We start from the raw sequence: 16,539 nt of genomic DNA, 5'->3' as shown, positions 1-16,539 counted from the left end.
GAGGCCTGGCGGAAGGATGTACGTGAGTCTCGAGGGCGGTAGGCACCGATTGGCGCAGGCGGATTCCAGGTCGGATGTCGCCCGGCATCGATCGTCTGGAACGCGGCGTGCAGTGACCTCCGCGGCGGTCGGCCTCGTCTGTCTCGGCGGTGCTGTTGTGCCGACGGCGGTGGCGTCGACCGACACCGCCGGTGTCATCGAATCCTTGATCGGGGACGGCGTCATCGAGAAGGCGGATCCGAACGAGACGCCGGACCGCGACTACTTCCCGGACCATAAGGATGCGCTCGTCGTCATCACGCCGGGGACCGACGACACGACCTTGATCCCCCGCAGTGTGCTGATGATGGGCGGCCGTACGACGTACGTCGTCAACTATCCCCAGTCCTTCTGGCCGGTGGTCGCCGGAAAGTCCGGGGCGTCGCCGCTGCTGTCGCCGACCTACGACGAGTCCAAGAAGTCGGCCGAGGACGCCAACATCGCGATCATGGCCGCCTTGCATGGCGCCGAAGGAGATCATCCGTTCGTCATCTACACCGGTTACTCGCAGGGTGCCGACGCGCTGGGGAACGCCGCTGAAAAGGTCCCCGACGGAACCCTCGATAACTCGATGATCGTGCTGGTGTCCGATCCTCGCAGCCCCTGGGGCATCAAGGCATGGCTGGAGACGATGCCGCTGCTACCGCAGCTGGCCACGGTCATCGGTGTCGAGTCCGACGGTGCCCGTGACCCGGGTGCCATCGCCGGTGACACCGCCGTGGTGTCGGTGATCATCGTGGGCGATCCGGTCAGCAACTTCCAGTGGGTCTGGTATCGGCCGGTGTCGTCGCTGGTCGTCGATCTCGCCGGCTTCCTGACCATCCACTCCGGAAACGGTGCTCAGACCTACGCCGACCTCGACAACCTCGGCGAAGCGACGATCTATCAGAGCGTCGACGGAAATACGAAGTACGTGGTCTACAACCAGGGCCGTCACCCGCTCGCGCTGCTCACCCAACTCGTCTACGACGAGCTCGGAATCCCGTACACCGACGAGGATCTCGATCGTTGGGAGAAGGAGGCGGACGCCTTCTATCCGCTGCAGGAGCCGACGCCGGGCAATGCCGCGGTGAAGGTGGAGTCGGCGCCATCGCCCTACAGCGTGACGGTCGCAGCCGCCGATGTCACCGGCGCGCCGGCAGGCGAGGGGGCCTCGACGCCCACCACCGACTCCGTCACCGATACCACCGGCTCGGTCGTTGACGTGGACTCGTCGGGAGCCGGACGTCACCGAAGCCCCGAGCCGGCCCCGGTAGCCGTGGAGGAAACCACTGCCACGGGCGGCGACTCCGGCCCTACCGAGGTGTCCACCGAACCGGCCCCGGCCACCGACACCGCCCCCACGGCCCCCGCCGTCGACTCCTCGACGGTCGATAACGGTTCGTCGGGTGGCGATCACTCGGGAGGCGGCGAGACTGTCGGCGGCAGCGGGAACACCGGTGGTGACGGCGGAAATGGCGGCGGGCAGAACGGCTTTGGCGGCGGGGATTCCGGCGACGGCGGCGACGGCGCAGGTGGCAGCGGAACCGGATCGTCTTCGTCGTCCGGTGCCGGCACGTCGAGCTCGTCCGACACGTCGAGCTCGTCCGACACGTCGAGCTCGTCCGACGCGTCGAGTTCGTCCGGCACGTCAAGCTCGTCGGGCACATCAAGCTCGGCAAGCGCGACGAGTTGACTCCGAGCTTCACGGCTGGTCTCCACTGAGGCGACCTCAGCCGCCGAATCGCGAAACACCAACGGCCCGCTCCGAAGAGCGGGCCGTTGGCGTTTGACGATCAGATCAGAGCGACGGATCGAGCAGGATCTTGGCGTCGTGCGGATTGTTGCTGAGGCGCTCGAACGCATCGGCAACTCCTTCGAGGCCGACCGTGCCGGTGAGCAACGGCTCAGCGTTGATCTTTCCGGCGGCCAGGAGGGCGAAGGTCTCCGCGAACTCCTCGGGCGTGTAGTACGCCGAGAACTGGAGGTCGAGCTCCTTCATCATGCACTGGGCAGGCATGAAGGCGTCCGACTCCATGTTCACGCCGACGACCACGATGGCCGATCCGGCCGGTACGCCTTCGATGATCTGCTGGATCAGGCCGGGCACACCGACGCACTCGAACGCGACGGTCCGACGGAACGGCATCTGACCGAGCATGCCGGTCGGTGCAGCCATCCGGGCGGGGTCATCGGTGGCGGCCGCCCCGATGAATGCCTCGTAGGGCGAGCTCTCGCTGGGATCGACAACGATGTCGGCGCCGAGACGCTTGGCCAGTTCACGGCGTTCCGGAGAGAAGTCCGCCGCGACGATCGGCCCGACACCCTTCATCTTCAGGATGGCGATGATGGCAAGCCCGATCGGACCACAGCCGATGACCAGCGGAACGTCATCGGTGCCCATCTCGGCGTGGCCGACCGCGCGGTACGCGACCGCCATCGGCTCGGTCAAAGCCGCCAGCTCCGTGGACATCTCGTCCGGGACCTCGATCATCAGGGGCTCGGACAGCAGCATCTTCTCGGCGTATGCGCCGGGTGCCTCCGGGCCCTGGAAGCCGAGGAACACCGGAGCCTCGCGGACCAGGATCGGCATGGACACGACCCGCCGGCCCACCGGGATCTTCTGCTCGGTGTTCGGTCCGTAGGACGCGACTCGCCCGACGAACTCGTGGCCGAAGACCATTGGGTTGGACAGGTCCATCATCTCGAAGCCGACCACGGCCTTCGTCGTGGCGTTCAGGTCGTCGCCATGGTGCATGGCGTGCAGATCCGAGCCACAGATGCCGCAGGCGAGCACGTCGACGAGCACCTCACCGGGTCCCGGAGTCGGGTCCGGCACCTCCTCGACGCGAAGCTTCTCGTCCTGCATCAACACCGCGCGCATCAGACGGTCTCCACCGTGTGACCGGCGAAGCCGCCGGTGATGTAGTTGATCGGACCCAGGCCCTGCGCCTCGGACAGTGCACCGGTCAGGTGCTCGATCAGTGCGGCGTCGAGAACCGAGTGGAAGGTGCCGTCCTCGTTGAAGTTGACGTTGGCGCCGCTGATGCTGAAGAGCACCACGGTGTCTTCGGTGTTGGACTCGGGGCAGGTCAGGCTGTGGGCGGAGGTGCCGGGCTCGTAGAGGTAGGAGCCGGCGGTCTGCGGCTGATCCGGGTACTCCGAGTAGAGCCAGCAGCCGCTCAGCGTGAGCGCGTCGACAGTGCCGGTGTGGTAGTGCAGCGGGATTGCGGCGCCGGGCGCGAAGGTGGCCAGCACGACCCATTCGCCCTTCTCGAGGTCAAGACGCAGCGGCTTGAAGTGCACGCCGGGGCCGAGCGAGTCGCGGACGAGCGGGGTCTCGTTGGTGTTGATCGTCAGCAGTTCGCCCTGGGGGAGCGCCATCACGGGCAGCGGCGAGCCGGACATGGTCGAAACGGGACCTGGGACCGGACGGCCGGGAAGGGTAGGTGCAGACATTGTGGTGTTCCTTTCACTGCGTTTTGAGCTGTGATCAACAGCATGCCCGGATTCCGGGAGTAATCCTTGACATAAGAAGACATAGTTTTGACTCTGTAAGACACAAACGTGATCCGGCGCACTTTTGTCGCCCGCGGGTCTTGCTCGGCACGTCTGATCCGGTCATCCGGCGTGGGCGAGCGGTCTATCCGCGGATCACGGCGGTATCGCGGTGCGTCGCCCGGAACTCGGTCGGTCCGCTCCCGAACCATCGGCGGCACGATCGGGTCAGCACGCTCTGCTCGGCATAGCCGAGTTCGTGGGTCAACTGGGTCAAGGCTATGTCGGTGTCCCGGAGCAGGTGTTCGGTGAGTTCGCGCCGCACGTCGTCGACGATGTCGGCGAATGTGGTGCCCTCGTCGGCGAGTCGCCGTTGCAGGGTCTTCGGGTGCAGGTGGAACTGCCGGGCCGTCACCGCCAGGGTGGCTGCTCCGGTGGGAAGCAGTTGCCTGACGAGGTCGCGAACCGATCCGACCAGTCGGCGGTCCTGTCGGTCGATCACGCTGTCGAGGTAGTGCACGATCGCCCGATGCGCCATCTCGTCGGCAACGAGCGGACGGGCCAGATCGGCCGCCTTCATCGTGAATCCGGCCCGCGGCTCGGAGAATCTTGGGGTACACGAGAACTCGTGTAGATAGTCGGCGGGCGTGTCCAGTGGCTCATGCGGGATGTGCACAACCAGGGGTGAATAGGTCGAACCCAGCAGGAAACGCAGCACGCGCAGGGCAACGCCCAGTGACAGCTCCATCGCCTGGCGGTGCGGTGGGGCGTCGGGGATGAGGATTTGGAACTCCATGAACGCGGTCGCCGGGTCCGGGAGTGCGACAACCTCGATGGTGACCGCCGGACTGTAGGCGCCCAGATAGTTCTCGAACACGGCGAGTGCGTCGGCCACGGTGCCGGTGGTGCGAGCCGCGACGCCGACCGGGCCGAGGATCTCGATGCCCTGTCGGCGCGCGAGACGTCGGCCGAAGTCCTGGGCGCCGGTGGTCTGCGCGGCCGACTCGAGCACCTGGATCATCGCGACGTAGGCGAAGAATGAATCGAAGTTACCGACGTCCTCCGGCCGGATGCCGGCCGTGCGGAGCAACGGCCGAGGGTCGGCGCCGAGGGACGTGGCTTCCTCGATGAAGCCCGTCAGGCATGTGCCGCGGATCATAGACACGTCCTCAAGTGTCAAGAAGAAGTCCTCGTGAGTCAAGAAGTCGGGATCTGGTCGTCGATCGTCGGTTTCCGCGCCGGCGTCCTCGCTGTCGGTGACGCCGGTGACTTGACCGGCCCGTGCGCGGGTACGGGTGACATCTGCCGCCGCCCGGCGGTGCCGGCTCCTCGACGGCCGGGACACGTCGATATTCACGCGATGCGTCATCTTTGCCACCCGGTGGGAGAGACTTGTGCGCAGAGGTGGCTGGCCATTCCGCTCAGGACCGGAGGTGTGGATGAACCTCGAGAAGGTCGTCTTCGGCTTCTTCGTCCTGCTTGCCTCTACGCTGAACTTCGGGTTCTTTCTCGGTGCCCTTGACGACCCCCGCGTCCACAATGTCTACGAGCTGTATGCCGCGATCGTGGTCAGTCTCATTGCGACAGTGCTCAAGTTCGGCGACCGCACCCAGATCGGGGCCGTGCACCTGGCGACCAGTCTCGTCGCCGACGTGCAGTTGATCGCGGCCGCACTGGTGTGGGGTTTTGCCACTTACGTCTCCACCGACGGCGTGACCCCGGAGGCGATGTCGAGCGTGGTGTCGCTGTCCGGCGGCGCGCTGCTGGCCAATCTCGTCTCGGTGGTGCTGCTCGTCGTCGAGACCACGTCGTTCCGACGACGATAGCGGGTGCGCCGGTGGCCAATCCGTTGCTCGCCTTCTGGCACCACCTGCTGCGCACCGATGATCGAGGTGCCGATCTCCATCCGCGCAGCTTGCCCCGCTCTTCGGCGGCCGAGGCCTCCGAAACGATCTTCCTGGTGCTCCGCCGGATGCGCGCGCCGCTGATCCTGCTCATCTCGATCTTCGCGGTCAGCGTCCTGGGGCTCACACTGATTCCCGGTCAAGACGCGGCGGGCCGGCCGTGGCGGATGGGTTTCTTCGACGCGTTCTACGTCATGAGCTACACCGCCTCGACGATCGGATTCGGTGAGATCCCTTACTCATTCACCTACGGACAGAGGATGTGGGTGACGATCACGATCTATCTCACCGTCCTCGGTTGGGCATACGCGATCGGGTCGCTGTTCGCGATGGTGCAGGACCATGCCTTCCGGCAGGCGTTGGCCCTGCAGCGGTTCCGGCGCAAGGTCTCTCGGCTCGGGGAGCCGTTCATGCTGATCGTCGGATACGGCCAGACGGGGGAGTTGGTCGGTCACGCCTTGGACGCGCTGGGTCGGCGCGTGGTGGTCATCGACATATCGAGCGACCGGATCGACGACCTCCAGCTCGGTTCCTATCACGCCGATGTTCCCGGCATCGTCGCGGATGCACGCGATCCGGGTCACCTCGTCATCGGCGGGCTCGGGCATCCCTCGTGCGAGGCCGTGCTCGCCCTGACCGACGATGACGAGGCCAACCTGTCGGTCACGATGGCCGCGGGACTCTTGCGTCCCGACCTGGCGATGGTGGCACGGACCACCTCGCCGAGAATCGCCGAGCGGATGCGGTCCTTCGGGTCGCCGTCAGTCATCAACCCGTTCGACGTGTTCGGCGACCACCTGCGACTCGCGTTGCGTGCACCCTCCTCGTATCGCCTGCTGACGTGGCTGGAGAGTGGGCCGGGCGCGGATTTGCCGACACGCCGGCAACCGCCGCGGTCTGGTCGCTGGGTCGTCTGCGGCTCCGGCCCCTTCGTGCGCGAACTGACCCTCGATCTGCGGGCAGAGGGGTTGGACGTCGATGTCGTCGAGCCGGTTTCCGACGCACATCGCGCGGGTCAGGACGATGGTGCCTCCGGCGACACCTCCGAACAGGTTGCAGTAGGGGACGTGGATCTGCTGCAGGCCGTCGGCCTCATCGCCGGCACGGACAACGACACCACCAACCTCTCACTCGTGGCCGCGGGGCGGCAGGCCAATCCGGAGTTGTTCATCGCCGCGCGACAGAATCGCCCCGCAAGCAACCCGCTGTTCAGTGCGATGGCGCTCGATGCCTTGATGGTTCCCACTGACGTTGTGGCCCATGAGGCTTACGCGATGCTCAGCACTCCGCTGTTGCGCCGGTTCCTCTCGGAGATGCCCGACCGTGGCGACGCGTGGGCGGCGGACATGATCGACCGGCTGACCTCGTTGTGCGGCCACCAACTCGAAATGCTGTGGAAAGTCACGCTCACCGCGCAGGAGGCGCCGGGCGTCCAATCCTGGCTGAGGTCGGGTCGTGCCCGGATCGGCGACCTGATTCGCAACCCGACCGAGCGGAGCGAGCAGTTGCCCGTGGTACCTCTGCTGGTGTTGCGCGGGGACGTGTCCGCACTCGCTCCCGATGACGACTTCGTTCTCGCCGCCGATGACGAGATCCTGTTCGCCGGCGGCTCTTCCGCCCACCGGGCGCTGGACAGCACGCTGCTCTTGGACACTGTGGTCGAGTACGTCGTCTCGGGCAGACAGGTACCGTCGAGCTGGATTTGGCGACGGTTCTCACGTGCGAACTCAGCCGATGTCACCCTGCAGGGTTGACGGTTGTTCTCGGTGCCCCCACCAGGGCTCGAACCTGGGACCTGCGGATTAAAAGTCCGTAGCTCTACCAACTGAGCTATAGGGGCAGGCCGCCCCGCAGCAGCAGGGCGACGATGAGTTTACATGCCGGCGCCGACAGGGCGGAGGTGACCCGCGCGCTGGGTTGGCGTTCTTTCGGGCTGTGTCCGAAATGGGTCGCTGACCACCTGATTTGTGCTTTCTTCGACGTGTGTCCTAAGCTGAGTCGGCTCCCAACGGAGAACTCCTTACGGAGAACCGGCCCCCTTCGTCTAGCGGCCTAGGACGCCGCCCTTTCAAGGCGGTAGCGCGGGTTCGAATCCCGTAGGGGGTACGCTTGCCCAACCTTCGGGTCGGGTGGCACACAACAGAACATGGCCCTGTGGCGCAGTTGGTTAGCGCGCCGCCCTGTCACGGCGGAGGTCGCGGGTTCGAGTCCCGTCAGGGTCGCCAAAGGTTTCGGTTTCCTGCCGGCGCCTTCCGGCCAGGTAGCTCAGTTGGTACGAGCGTCCGCCTGAAAAGCGGAAGGTCGCCGGTTCGATCCCGGCCCTGGCCACATCAAACTCCCGCGGACATCGCGTCCGGCGGGAGTTTTTTGTCGGACCCGTTGCGCTGAGCAGCCTGGGTCAAAGCAACCGATGTCATCCAAATGACTCACCCTCGTGCGCCTCGTTGTCGGGTGTCGGTGTGCCCGCGGGTAGTCTGACCACGCAACGCCGGGGGAGCGGCGGACTCGGGGGGTGATGGGATGAGCGGCGTTTCGGCAGTGGTGCCATTGGACGGGACGACGATCTACCCGACCGGCATCTATGCCAGCCGTGACGGTCGGTGGTTCCCCACCGACACCACGACGGCGTGGCCGTCGGACAGCGTGGTCCTCGTAGTGTTCCCCGGCGACCCGATACCGCCCGGATTTGTCGAGACGCCCGGCAACCGCGCCTTCACCGCGTCCCTCACTGTGCCCGAGGACGAGATCGACGCGATGTGCGCGGTCGAGTCGACCTGCGTGTGGAAGAACCTCACGTGGATCATCGACAGCGTCGACCCGGTGAACCGTGAGGCGTGGTTGACGCTGCCGTCCACTCCGCTCGACGCCGCCGGGCTCATCGGACCCGCGCCGCAACAGGCTGAGCTCCGCTGGTGGCCGGGAGTCCGGGTCGACGCGTCAGGCTCCGCGACCACGCGTGTCCGTCCCGACGAGATGGCGAGCGTGGCCCTGCAGGTCACGCCGTACGAGATGGCACCGTCGCTGCGTCGTCGGGATGCGCTGAAAATGACCGGGATTCGGGTGTCATCGATTCCGGTGTCGCCGTGGATGCCCGCGGCGGACGCCTTGCGGACGGCTCGGGTCGCGATCGCAACCGAACCGATGGGCACCTATCCCGTCGCTCGGTTACGTGCCGACCGGATGCGTGACGGATGGCGGGTGTGGGCGCCCCCGCCGCCCACCGACGACCCCCTCGGATTCCGCCTGGGATGGGCGATCTGGTACGTCGCCGACGACGGCGTGATGTGGCGGTCATCGACGTCGACGGAGTTCCGTGCCGCGGCGCAACGCATGAGCAACCAGCTGTATCAGCGGTTGCAGATGAGCCGGCTGGGAACTTTGTGACGGCGACGATGTGTGCGCCGCTCGGGACGGAGCGAGGCACGCGATGACCCTGGGGTTTCCGAGTGAGCTCGCCTGGGTCGGTGTCCTTATCGGTGTGGAATGGCCTGAGGCCGACGAGGATTCGCTCCGCCGTATCGCGCTCGCATGGCGTGAGGCCGGCGATGACGTCAAGTCGCTGGCGCCGGAACTGGAAAGTGCTGCGCGGGAAGTGCAGAAGGACATGCAAGGCGCCACCTCCGAGGCGCTGGATCGGCTGTTCCGCGACCTGCTGACCGGTGACCTCTCACCGGACAAGATCTCGGAGGCGGCGCACAAGGCCGCCGAGATGTCGGATACTTCGGCGACCGCAGTCGAGTTCACGAAGCTCTCGTTCTACGCGACTCTTGCCGTGACGGCGGCCCAGATCCTGCTGGCGTGGGCGGAGGCCCCGGAAACCTTCGGCGCATCGTTGGCTCAGATCCCGATCATCGAGGCGATCGGACAATTCGCCGTCAGGACTGGTCTCAAGGAGCTCATCGAGAAGATCGAGAAGAACGTCGCCGGAAAGATTCTGTTGGAGGCGGTCAAGGGTGCTGCGACGAATGCCGCGATCTCTGCCGCCCAGAACGCCGGCATCCAAGAGATCCAGATTGCGACCGGCGGTCGCACGGACTTCGACCTCGGAAAGTTCGTCAAGGATGTATCAACCGGCGCGATCACTGGCGGTGTCGGTGATGCCGCCGGCGCTGCGGCGAGCAAAGGGCTCGCGAAACTCGCCAAGGTGGAGAAGCTCGAACACATCCCCGACTTCGCGAAACGTGTCCCGCTCATGGCGGGGGCGGGCGCTGTCGGCGGCACCGTGGGTTCGGCTGCATCCGGCCTTTACGCGCAACGGGTCTACGGTGACAAGTTCGATCCGAAGACCTTGATCGGCGGCGCAGTCACCGGAGCTGCGGGCGCGGGTGGACGTAAGGCCGAATCGCCCGAAGGCGGATCTCACGACGGTGGCGCCGGAAACCGTGGTGACGCAGGTGGATCCGGAGCCCCCAGCGGTGCGCAGCCCGGGCATTCGCGGGGTGGTGAGCATCCTGGTGCGACGCCGGGTGATGGTCCGTCGGCGACGCAGCAGGGTGGGCCGGGTGGTGAGCATTCGGGTACGACGCCCGGTGATGGTCCGTCGGCGACGCCGCCGGATAGCCCTGGATCAGGCGCTACTCCGTCGCATAGCCCTGGCGGAGAACCCGGCGGACCCCAAGTGGGTCAACATGATTCAACGCCACCGTCGCCGCCCACCCCACCGTCGACGAGTCCAGCCCCGCCCGAGGGGAATGACGGCGCCGGGCCGACCGATGGTCATCAGACGGTGCCGTCCGGTCAACAACCGGGCAATCCGACCGACAGCGCGCCGTCCGATGGCGCGCCCGCACCCGCGGACCCGCCGTCCGGTGACGTTGGCATCAGCGAGAACTCGGGGTCGCCCCAGCCCTCACCCGCTCCGACGAACCCAGCGCCGGCCCCGACGCCGGCCCCAGCGCCGGCCCCGACGCCGTCGTCGCCCACCGGCGAACCTCATGAACCCATCCCGCACGGTGAACCGACCACGCACGACGAGCCGGCTCCGCCGAGCGGACCCGCACCGACCGGACATGGACCGGACTCCGGGCATGTCCCGCAGAGCGAGCCACCATCGTCGGGCGCTTCGGCGGACAACTCGACTCCCTCTGCCCAACCGGACAGCCTGCCCGGCGGTGACGTCGGGCACGGAGAACCGACTGCACCGCAACATGATCCGAGTTCGACGACACCGCAGTCGGCCGGCGAGACGGGACAGCCGGCGCATGTGCCGGCGTCCACTGCACCCATGTCTGCGGGACAACCGGCGCACGCGCCGACTGGCCCGGCGGCTTCCGCGGCGGCCACGCCGTCGGCCGCTCACTCCGGACCTGCCGTCGATGGACCAACGCCGCCGTCCAGTCTGGCCCAGTCGAACCCCGCACCGAACATGTCGGCACCGAACACCTCCGCACCGAGCACCTCCGCACCGAGCACAGTCCCGACTACGTCGGCCCCGAACACGTTGGCACCGAACACGTTGGCACCGAGCCCCGCAGCGAACACCGTCCCGAATACGTCGGCCCCGAACACGTTGGCCCCGAACACGTTGGCACCGAGCCCCGCACCGAACACCGTCCCGAGCACGTCGGCACCGAACACCTCCGCATCGACCCACGCCGCACGCCCGGATGGCCCGAGCAGCGATGCCGCCCGACCGCCGGCACGAACTCCCGATGCGGACCCGCGAACCACCCCCCGCGCCGATGTGACGCCTCGGGCAGAATCTCCCCGTCCCGACGCCCCACGCGACGGCACGACGCGACCCGATTCCGCACCGCGACATGAGAACTCGTCCCCGCGAGGTGAGGGTGCGGTCAAACGAACCTCAGCCCCGGATCACGCAGTGTCGACACCGGGCGAACACTCCATGGATCGGTCGGCCCCGGGCGAACGACCGTCGGCAGACCAACCGAACTCGCGCACTGGCGATCGGTCCGATGCCGGTAACCCGCCGTACGCTCCGCGTCCCGCGGAGTTGCCGAATCACGCTGCGACGCCGCGACTTCCCGACGTCGCGGATCCGCCGGTCGCCGATCCGTCCCCTCATGGCCCCGCGACGACACCCGATGCATCGGTTACGCACGACCCGCAGGCACCGGGCCAGGCAGGTGATGGTGCAACGCAAGAAGATTCGGGCATCGGGCAGAACGCCGCCGAATCCGGAGCCGGGGACTCCAAGCAGGGATCGGTTGCAGCAGAAGCGGCGACAACCGAACCGCAGCCGGACGCCGCGGTCGAGAGCCCGCCGGCAGATCAGACCGATGACACTGCACCGGGAACCGTCGGCGAACCCGAACACGTCACGAGCGAGCGCGATCCGGGCGCCGTCGACGACATGGTGGCCGACGCCGATGCGGCCGCCTTACTCCTCGTTGGAGCAGACTCCGTTCATGCCGCGCCGGGAGGTGTTCGTGACACCACCCAGACGAGGGCACGTCTAGACGCTGCGCGCGCTGCAGCGCAGGGCGATCGCCAGAATGATTCGGGCACAGTCGTTCATCGCGGCGGCGACGGTCCCGGCGACGGGTCGGGGCCTGCTCACGAGCACACCGAATCCGACCCATCACGCGATGACGACGACGTATCCCAGAGTGCGGCTGCTCCCGATCTGCCCTCGGAGGAGTCGTCGACGGATCACCTCGGAAACGACGACGCGAACCATTCGGTCGACGACGCGCTCTTGGCCCTCGACGAACACTTCGGCCGATCGGTCGATGATGTTGCAAATCAACACCATTCCGGCCCGGAAGGGCTCAGCTGCCGAGGGCTGGAGATACTCGGCGGCGGCGAACTGAAGCCTACCGATTCTGCCGCACTGCGCGAGCATCTCAACGAGTTGGGGCACGGGTCTGCTGCCGTGGTGGTCGTCGAACATGCGTTGGTCGACCACAGGGTCGGCGACGAAACCGCGCCCGGCGCATATGCGTTCGCCGCCCTCAACCGTGACGGCGAAATCGTCCGCGTCGACGGGCCGGCCGATGCGCGTGTCGAGACGCCACTGACCGACGACTTCGGCGGCCGGTCGCGGGCGATGGCGTTTGATCCGGACGGGAATCCGGTGGATCCGCTGGGCCTTGCGCCCGGGGGCCGGTGGCGGTGAAAGTGTTGAAAGCGGTGCCGGCACGCGAGACCGACCGGACGCTGACTGAGCCGACGGTGGTGAGGCCGAAGCGAATTACGAGCCTGGAGTCGCCGCCGGCGACCTCACCGCATCCGACGACGAGCCGTTCATACCCTGGACAACCGACAAGCAGGCGACACTTGCCAGGATTCGTCACGAACCGGCACAGCTGCCCCAGCTCCCGGACTCCGGCGAGATCTGCCGGTTCACCATCATGTGACCGGCCGACATCGGCTCAGGCCTTCTTGCCCTCCAGAACGCGTGAATCGGTGTACCGGAGATGTGGGGCCCACCGCAGGATCGTCGGCATCAGCTGTTCGATCGGAGGCGTGTAGTCGGGTTTCAGGTCGGGCCGTAGCCTGGGCGGAGTTCCTTTGCCCGCTTGGCTTTTCAGAGTCACGAACTCGAGACCGTAATTGAGGTTGGGCAGTTTCGAGTTCGTCAGTTCGTCGAAGTTGCACGCATTCATTTCGACGAGGTCGTTCCAACCGAGTCGCGATCCGTTCTTCAGGACGACGCCCCGGGGGTCGAAGGCAAACTTCGGGTTGCCCTCGGGGTCGCGGACGGCCACCATCCCGGTGGTGGCGATCTCCCGCGCAATGGCGTCCTGCGTGGCCGGATTCACGACGTAGACCGACGCGTCCATGATCTTCCAGAACTCCACGTGCGGGGCGAATGCTCTTACAGCGGAATAAAACTCGTCGAAGTTGGTGGAGTGGTTGATCGGTAACGTGAAGCCGTACTGCTGAGGACGACCGTTCACGTCGGCGGTCCGTGTCGTCACCACGAAGGAGCGACGCATGAGGTCGGTGGGCCTGACTTGCTGAGGACCCGTCAGAACGGTGTAGAGGTAATACCGACGGACGAACTCGCAGGCGATCACCTCGTCCCACCGGAACTCCCAAAACCTGGTCCACACGCCCTCCGGCGAGGCGGTCACCTGAGGTTTCCCGACCGGCACTCGCGCCCCGTAGAACGCCAACGCGCCGGGTAGACCGATGATGAGGAGGACCAGGCCGCAGACGAATGCGCCGCCCCGATTGCCGGTCACCAGGAAGAACACAAGTCCCACGACCGCGGCGGCGTCGATGACTCCGACCAGGATCGTGCCGAACCTGATCGGTGGGGGCATGCCGACGATGCTGACCGACAACCCGGCGGGATTCGTTCCGCGCAGACCGTCTTGTGGGTCCGGACCCATCGGGCCGTGCGGATTGTCCTGCATGTGGATGATGGTATCGATGCGGCCCCGACCACGACATCACTGGCATTCGCTACTCTCGCTGCCATCGACGCCGCTGGAAGGGTCGCACACGGGAGGGATCGATGGCCAACGCGCGTGAGCCGGTCGATGGACGACCGTCGCCATGGACGTGCCTGTCGTGGCGTCGGCGGCCGTCGTCGCGGAAGGTGAAAGCCGTCCTGGGGTGGGCGATCGGTGCGGCCGTGGCATTCGTGTTGCTGTCGGTGTGGGCGGCACAGCCTCGAATGGGGTGCTCGACCGATCCGAACGTCGAGATAACGCTCGGTACCAAAGCGTGCGTGACCGCCAAGCCACAGCGTGTCGGTTGGGAGGTCCCGATCCCGGCCCGGCCCTACCTGGTGACGTGGGCGATTGTCATCGGGCTTGCCGTGGTTGCGGTCGCGATCGTCTACCTGTGGTGGCCACGCAGGGCGACACCACTGGCCTGGATGGAGTTCGAGCGCCGGTCGTCGTCGTTGCGGGCTCCGCTGGCCGAGCACGTCACCCGCACCAACGACCCGGCGGCGGGCCGACAACTCGAGGAGTTCGACGCCGATTACGCCGAGATCCAGCACAAATACGCGCCCCGGAGCCGGCGACCATTCGGATGACGTCACGTTGCCCGGGCCGCTGCGGTTCTCCTATGGTGGCCGCATGAGCTTGTCATCGGGGGCGGGGGGCCCGACGGATGCGTCACCCGACGTGCCGTTCAGCCTGGGCGGGGCATTCGGCTCGACTGCCACTCCGGGCGCGTCTACCGTCGCGGCGACGCCGCTGACCGGCGACGTCGTCCCCCGACTCGTCGAGGCCCTGCTCGCCGACGCGCCGCCGGAGTGGGTCGGGATGGCCGCGACCTTCTCGCTCACCGTCGAGCGCGCGGGCGCCATCGTGGTCTTCGCCACCCCGAACGGCAACCTGCAGAGGACGGCTTCGCCGGAGGCATTCGCCCTGGCGCGTGCTCAGCGGGACCGCGACGCGGCCGGTGGCCGCCTGTGGTGGCGGCTGACGGTCGGCACACAGCCCGGCGGTCGGCCGATGGTGGACGTCGACTTCGGCGACGACCCGTTCGCGGGCGAGTTCCTGTTCACACCTGAGGACTATCGCGCCGACTTCGTCGCGTATCCGGGCCGCCGCATCCCGGTGTGGTTGGCGGCGTATGCATTTCATGCCGATCGCCAGCATCGGGCCCCGCAAATGGCGGTGAGTGGGGGATCTCGCGTTGCCGCCGACGACCAGTGGCCGGAACTCGACGTCCTGTGGGCTCGGTGGTCCGCGATGGCGGCGGTGGTCGCGGCCACGTCAGCCGGATCGGGTCCGAGCATCGCCCCGGGTATCGGGATCTTCGAGTCGCCGTCGCACAGTGGGTCCACGCTGGTCCGGCTGCCGGGCGGCCGAGCGGTGCTCTCCGGCGGTGTCTTCGACGCACCGGAGTTGCGCGCTGCCTACCTCGGTGGGGCGCAGCTGCCGGAGCTGTACGCGGGAGCGCCGCTGTGGGTGGGGGATTCGACGTTGAACGTCCGGCTCGAATCCGGGATGCTCTCGTTCTGCTGGTGGTATGCCGACGGTCACTGGTATCGGGCGCAGTCGCCGGATGCCGCCTCGTGCGCTGCGGCGGTGCCCGCGGTGTGGCACACCGACGAGACCGCCCGGGCGATCGCCGGCTTGCTCAGTGACCGCCCGACGGGTGACCTCGTGCACATCGCCGAGGCATTTGTCGGAGCGGTCGAAACCGGCACGCTGACAAGAACTTTGGTCGAGACACTACTGCCGGCGGTGCGTGGATGCGATACTGCCGCCGCACTCGTGTCGCTGTCGCTGGCCGGACACTGCGCCAATCGAGACGGGAGGTGACAGACGGTGCCGAATGAAGAGATGAAGGACATGCTGCACGACCTGCTGGCCGACTTGGAGAAGCAGAAGGCCGACATGTCGACGCTGCAGCAGCGTCTGGCGGCGGTCACCGCGAGCGCGTCGTCGTCGGAGGACCTGGTGACCGCTTGGGTGAACACCAAAGGTGTCCTCATCCAGCTGAAGTTCCATCCCGATGCCGTCGAACGTGCGGGCGGTCTGAGCAATTTGGGCCGCTACATCACCGAGGCGACGCAGAAGGCGGCGCAGGAGGCGCAGAAGCAGGTCGACGGGATCATGGGGCCGATCAAGGAGCGGGTGGGCAATCTGCCGAAGATGTCGGAGATGTTCGCGGGTCTGCCGGATCTCGACGACTTCGTGCCCGAACCGGTTGACCCGTCCATAGAGTCGCCGGACTCACCGGTCCGGCCGTCGTCTCCGTATGCTGAGGACGAACATTACGAGGACGTCGATGACGACCCCCGTGCCCGTCGCGGTCCACTGGACCAGGCGTGGTGAGCGTTGGGGCGGACGAGCATGTCGATGGCAAGGGGGAGTGACCGATGACCAGTGGCGGAATCACGCAAGTCGAGGCGCAGCAGTTGTTGGCCGGCGCCCGGCAACTCGACGGCGTGGCCGGCCGGCTCACGACGATCCGGAACACGTTGCAGGGCAAGCTCGGCGCCGAGGGTGAGTCGTGGGGATCGGACAAGCCGGGCACCACGCACTCGTCGGGCTACGAGCCGCAGATGACGAACATCCTGGAGTCGACGGAAACCCACATCGACAACATGATCGAGCACGTCAAGGGTATCGAGGACGCTGCGAAGAACTTTGTGCGGACCGAGACGGAGAACGCGACCAATCTCGGAGGCTGAGCTCGGCGCGTCCCGGGGTTCGTCGTTCTTCTGCGGGGTGTTGATTCGTCG

13 protein-coding genes and 4 tRNA genes are annotated in these 16,539 nt (G+C 66.8%); 12 read left to right on the top strand and 5 right to left on the bottom strand.

Going from position 1 to position 16,539, the window contains the following annotated elements:
* The first annotated feature begins 112 nt into the window (after positions 1–112).
* Positions 113–1,714, top strand: coding sequence for a hypothetical protein (locus ACWDTI_RS17745; RefSeq protein WP_449739421.1), 1,602 nt, complete (start codon positions 113–115; stop codon positions 1,712–1,714).
* Positions 1,715–1,819: 105 nt separating this feature from the next.
* Here the strand turns inward: ACWDTI_RS17745 and ACWDTI_RS17740 are convergent, their stop codons facing one another.
* The 3 genes from ACWDTI_RS17740 to ACWDTI_RS17730 form a co-directional block, all read right to left on the bottom strand.
* A complete protein-coding gene (locus ACWDTI_RS17740; RefSeq protein ID WP_449739420.1) occupies positions 1,820–2,902 on the bottom strand; it encodes a zinc-binding dehydrogenase in 1,083 nt (360 codons plus the stop codon).
* Positions 2,902–3,477: a 2,4'-dihydroxyacetophenone dioxygenase family protein gene (locus ACWDTI_RS17735; protein ID WP_449739419.1), complete on the bottom strand. Its 576-nt coding sequence runs from the start codon at positions 3,475–3,477 to the stop codon at positions 2,902–2,904. The genes ACWDTI_RS17740 and ACWDTI_RS17735 overlap by 1 nt, the downstream gene beginning before the upstream one ends.
* A 184-nt stretch (positions 3,478–3,661) precedes the next feature.
* Positions 3,662–4,885 (bottom strand): AraC family transcriptional regulator, encoded by a 1,224-nt coding sequence (locus ACWDTI_RS17730; protein ID WP_449739418.1) that lies wholly within the window; start codon positions 4,883–4,885, stop codon positions 3,662–3,664.
* Positions 4,886–4,955: 70 nt separating this feature from the next.
* On the opposite strand from ACWDTI_RS17730, the gene ACWDTI_RS17725 reads away from it, so the two are divergent.
* Together ACWDTI_RS17725 and ACWDTI_RS17720 are read left to right on the top strand one after the other, a co-directional pair.
* Positions 4,956–5,342: a DUF6394 family protein gene (locus ACWDTI_RS17725; RefSeq protein WP_449739417.1), complete on the top strand. Its 387-nt coding sequence runs from the start codon at positions 4,956–4,958 to the stop codon at positions 5,340–5,342.
* Between the two features lie 11 nt (positions 5,343–5,353).
* Complete coding sequence (locus ACWDTI_RS17720) at positions 5,354–7,174, top strand: NAD-binding protein (RefSeq protein ID WP_449739416.1); 1,821 nt, start codon at positions 5,354–5,356, stop codon at positions 7,172–7,174.
* Positions 7,175–7,187: 13 nt separating this feature from the next.
* On the opposite strand, the gene ACWDTI_RS17715 is transcribed toward ACWDTI_RS17720, so the two are convergent.
* Positions 7,188–7,260, bottom strand: a tRNA-Lys gene (locus tag ACWDTI_RS17715).
* A 193-nt stretch (positions 7,261–7,453) separates the two neighbouring features.
* On the opposite strand from ACWDTI_RS17715, the gene ACWDTI_RS17710 reads away from it, so the two are divergent.
* The 5 genes from ACWDTI_RS17710 (at position 7,454) to ACWDTI_RS17690 (ending at position 12,498) form a co-directional block, all read left to right on the top strand.
* A tRNA-Glu gene (locus ACWDTI_RS17710) sits at positions 7,454–7,526 on the top strand.
* 42 nt (positions 7,527–7,568) lie between these two features.
* Positions 7,569–7,645, top strand: a tRNA-Asp gene (locus tag ACWDTI_RS17705).
* Between the two features lie 29 nt (positions 7,646–7,674).
* A tRNA-Phe gene (locus tag ACWDTI_RS17700) sits at positions 7,675–7,748 on the top strand.
* Positions 7,749–7,940: 192 nt separating this feature from the next.
* The gene (locus ACWDTI_RS17695) at positions 7,941–8,804 is read left to right on the top strand and encodes a hypothetical protein (protein WP_449739415.1); all 864 of its coding nucleotides are present in this window, start codon (positions 7,941–7,943) and stop codon (positions 8,802–8,804) included.
* Positions 8,805–8,847: 43 nt separating this feature from the next.
* On the top strand, positions 8,848–12,498 hold the full coding sequence (locus tag ACWDTI_RS17690) for a WXG100-like domain-containing protein (RefSeq protein ID WP_449739414.1): 3,651 nt from the start codon (positions 8,848–8,850) through the stop codon (positions 12,496–12,498).
* A gap of 256 nt (positions 12,499–12,754) precedes the next feature.
* On the opposite strand, the gene ACWDTI_RS17685 is transcribed toward ACWDTI_RS17690, so the two are convergent.
* Positions 12,755–13,744 carry a hypothetical protein gene (locus tag ACWDTI_RS17685; RefSeq protein WP_449739413.1) on the bottom strand — a complete coding sequence of 330 codons (990 nt, stop codon included), beginning with the start codon at positions 13,742–13,744 and terminating at the stop codon, positions 12,755–12,757.
* 101 nt (positions 13,745–13,845) lie between these two features.
* Here ACWDTI_RS17685 and ACWDTI_RS17680 point away from each other — a divergent pair, with 101 nt between their 5' ends.
* Genes ACWDTI_RS17680 through ACWDTI_RS17665 form a run of 4 tightly spaced genes read left to right on the top strand, consistent with a single transcriptional unit; the run spans position 13,846 to position 16,488 of the window.
* Positions 13,846–14,373, top strand: coding sequence for a hypothetical protein (locus ACWDTI_RS17680; RefSeq protein ID WP_449739412.1), 528 nt, complete (start codon positions 13,846–13,848; stop codon positions 14,371–14,373).
* Positions 14,374–14,416: 43 nt separating this feature from the next.
* Positions 14,417–15,613 carry a hypothetical protein gene (locus ACWDTI_RS17675; RefSeq protein WP_449739411.1) on the top strand — a complete coding sequence of 399 codons (1,197 nt, stop codon included), beginning with the start codon at positions 14,417–14,419 and terminating at the stop codon, positions 15,611–15,613.
* Positions 15,614–15,619: 6 nt separating this feature from the next.
* Positions 15,620–16,129: a YbaB/EbfC family nucleoid-associated protein gene (locus ACWDTI_RS17670; protein WP_449739410.1), complete on the top strand. Its 510-nt coding sequence runs from the start codon at positions 15,620–15,622 to the stop codon at positions 16,127–16,129.
* Between the two features lie 44 nt (positions 16,130–16,173).
* Positions 16,174–16,488 (top strand): WXG100 family type VII secretion target, encoded by a 315-nt coding sequence (locus tag ACWDTI_RS17665; RefSeq protein ID WP_449739409.1) that lies wholly within the window; start codon positions 16,174–16,176, stop codon positions 16,486–16,488.
* The last annotated feature ends 51 nt before the right edge of the window (positions 16,489–16,539 follow it).

Source organism: Gordonia sp. NPDC003424 (assembly GCF_053588655.1).
Note: the sequence above shows the minus strand (reverse complement) of the source record. Positions and strands in the feature narration are given on the sequence as shown.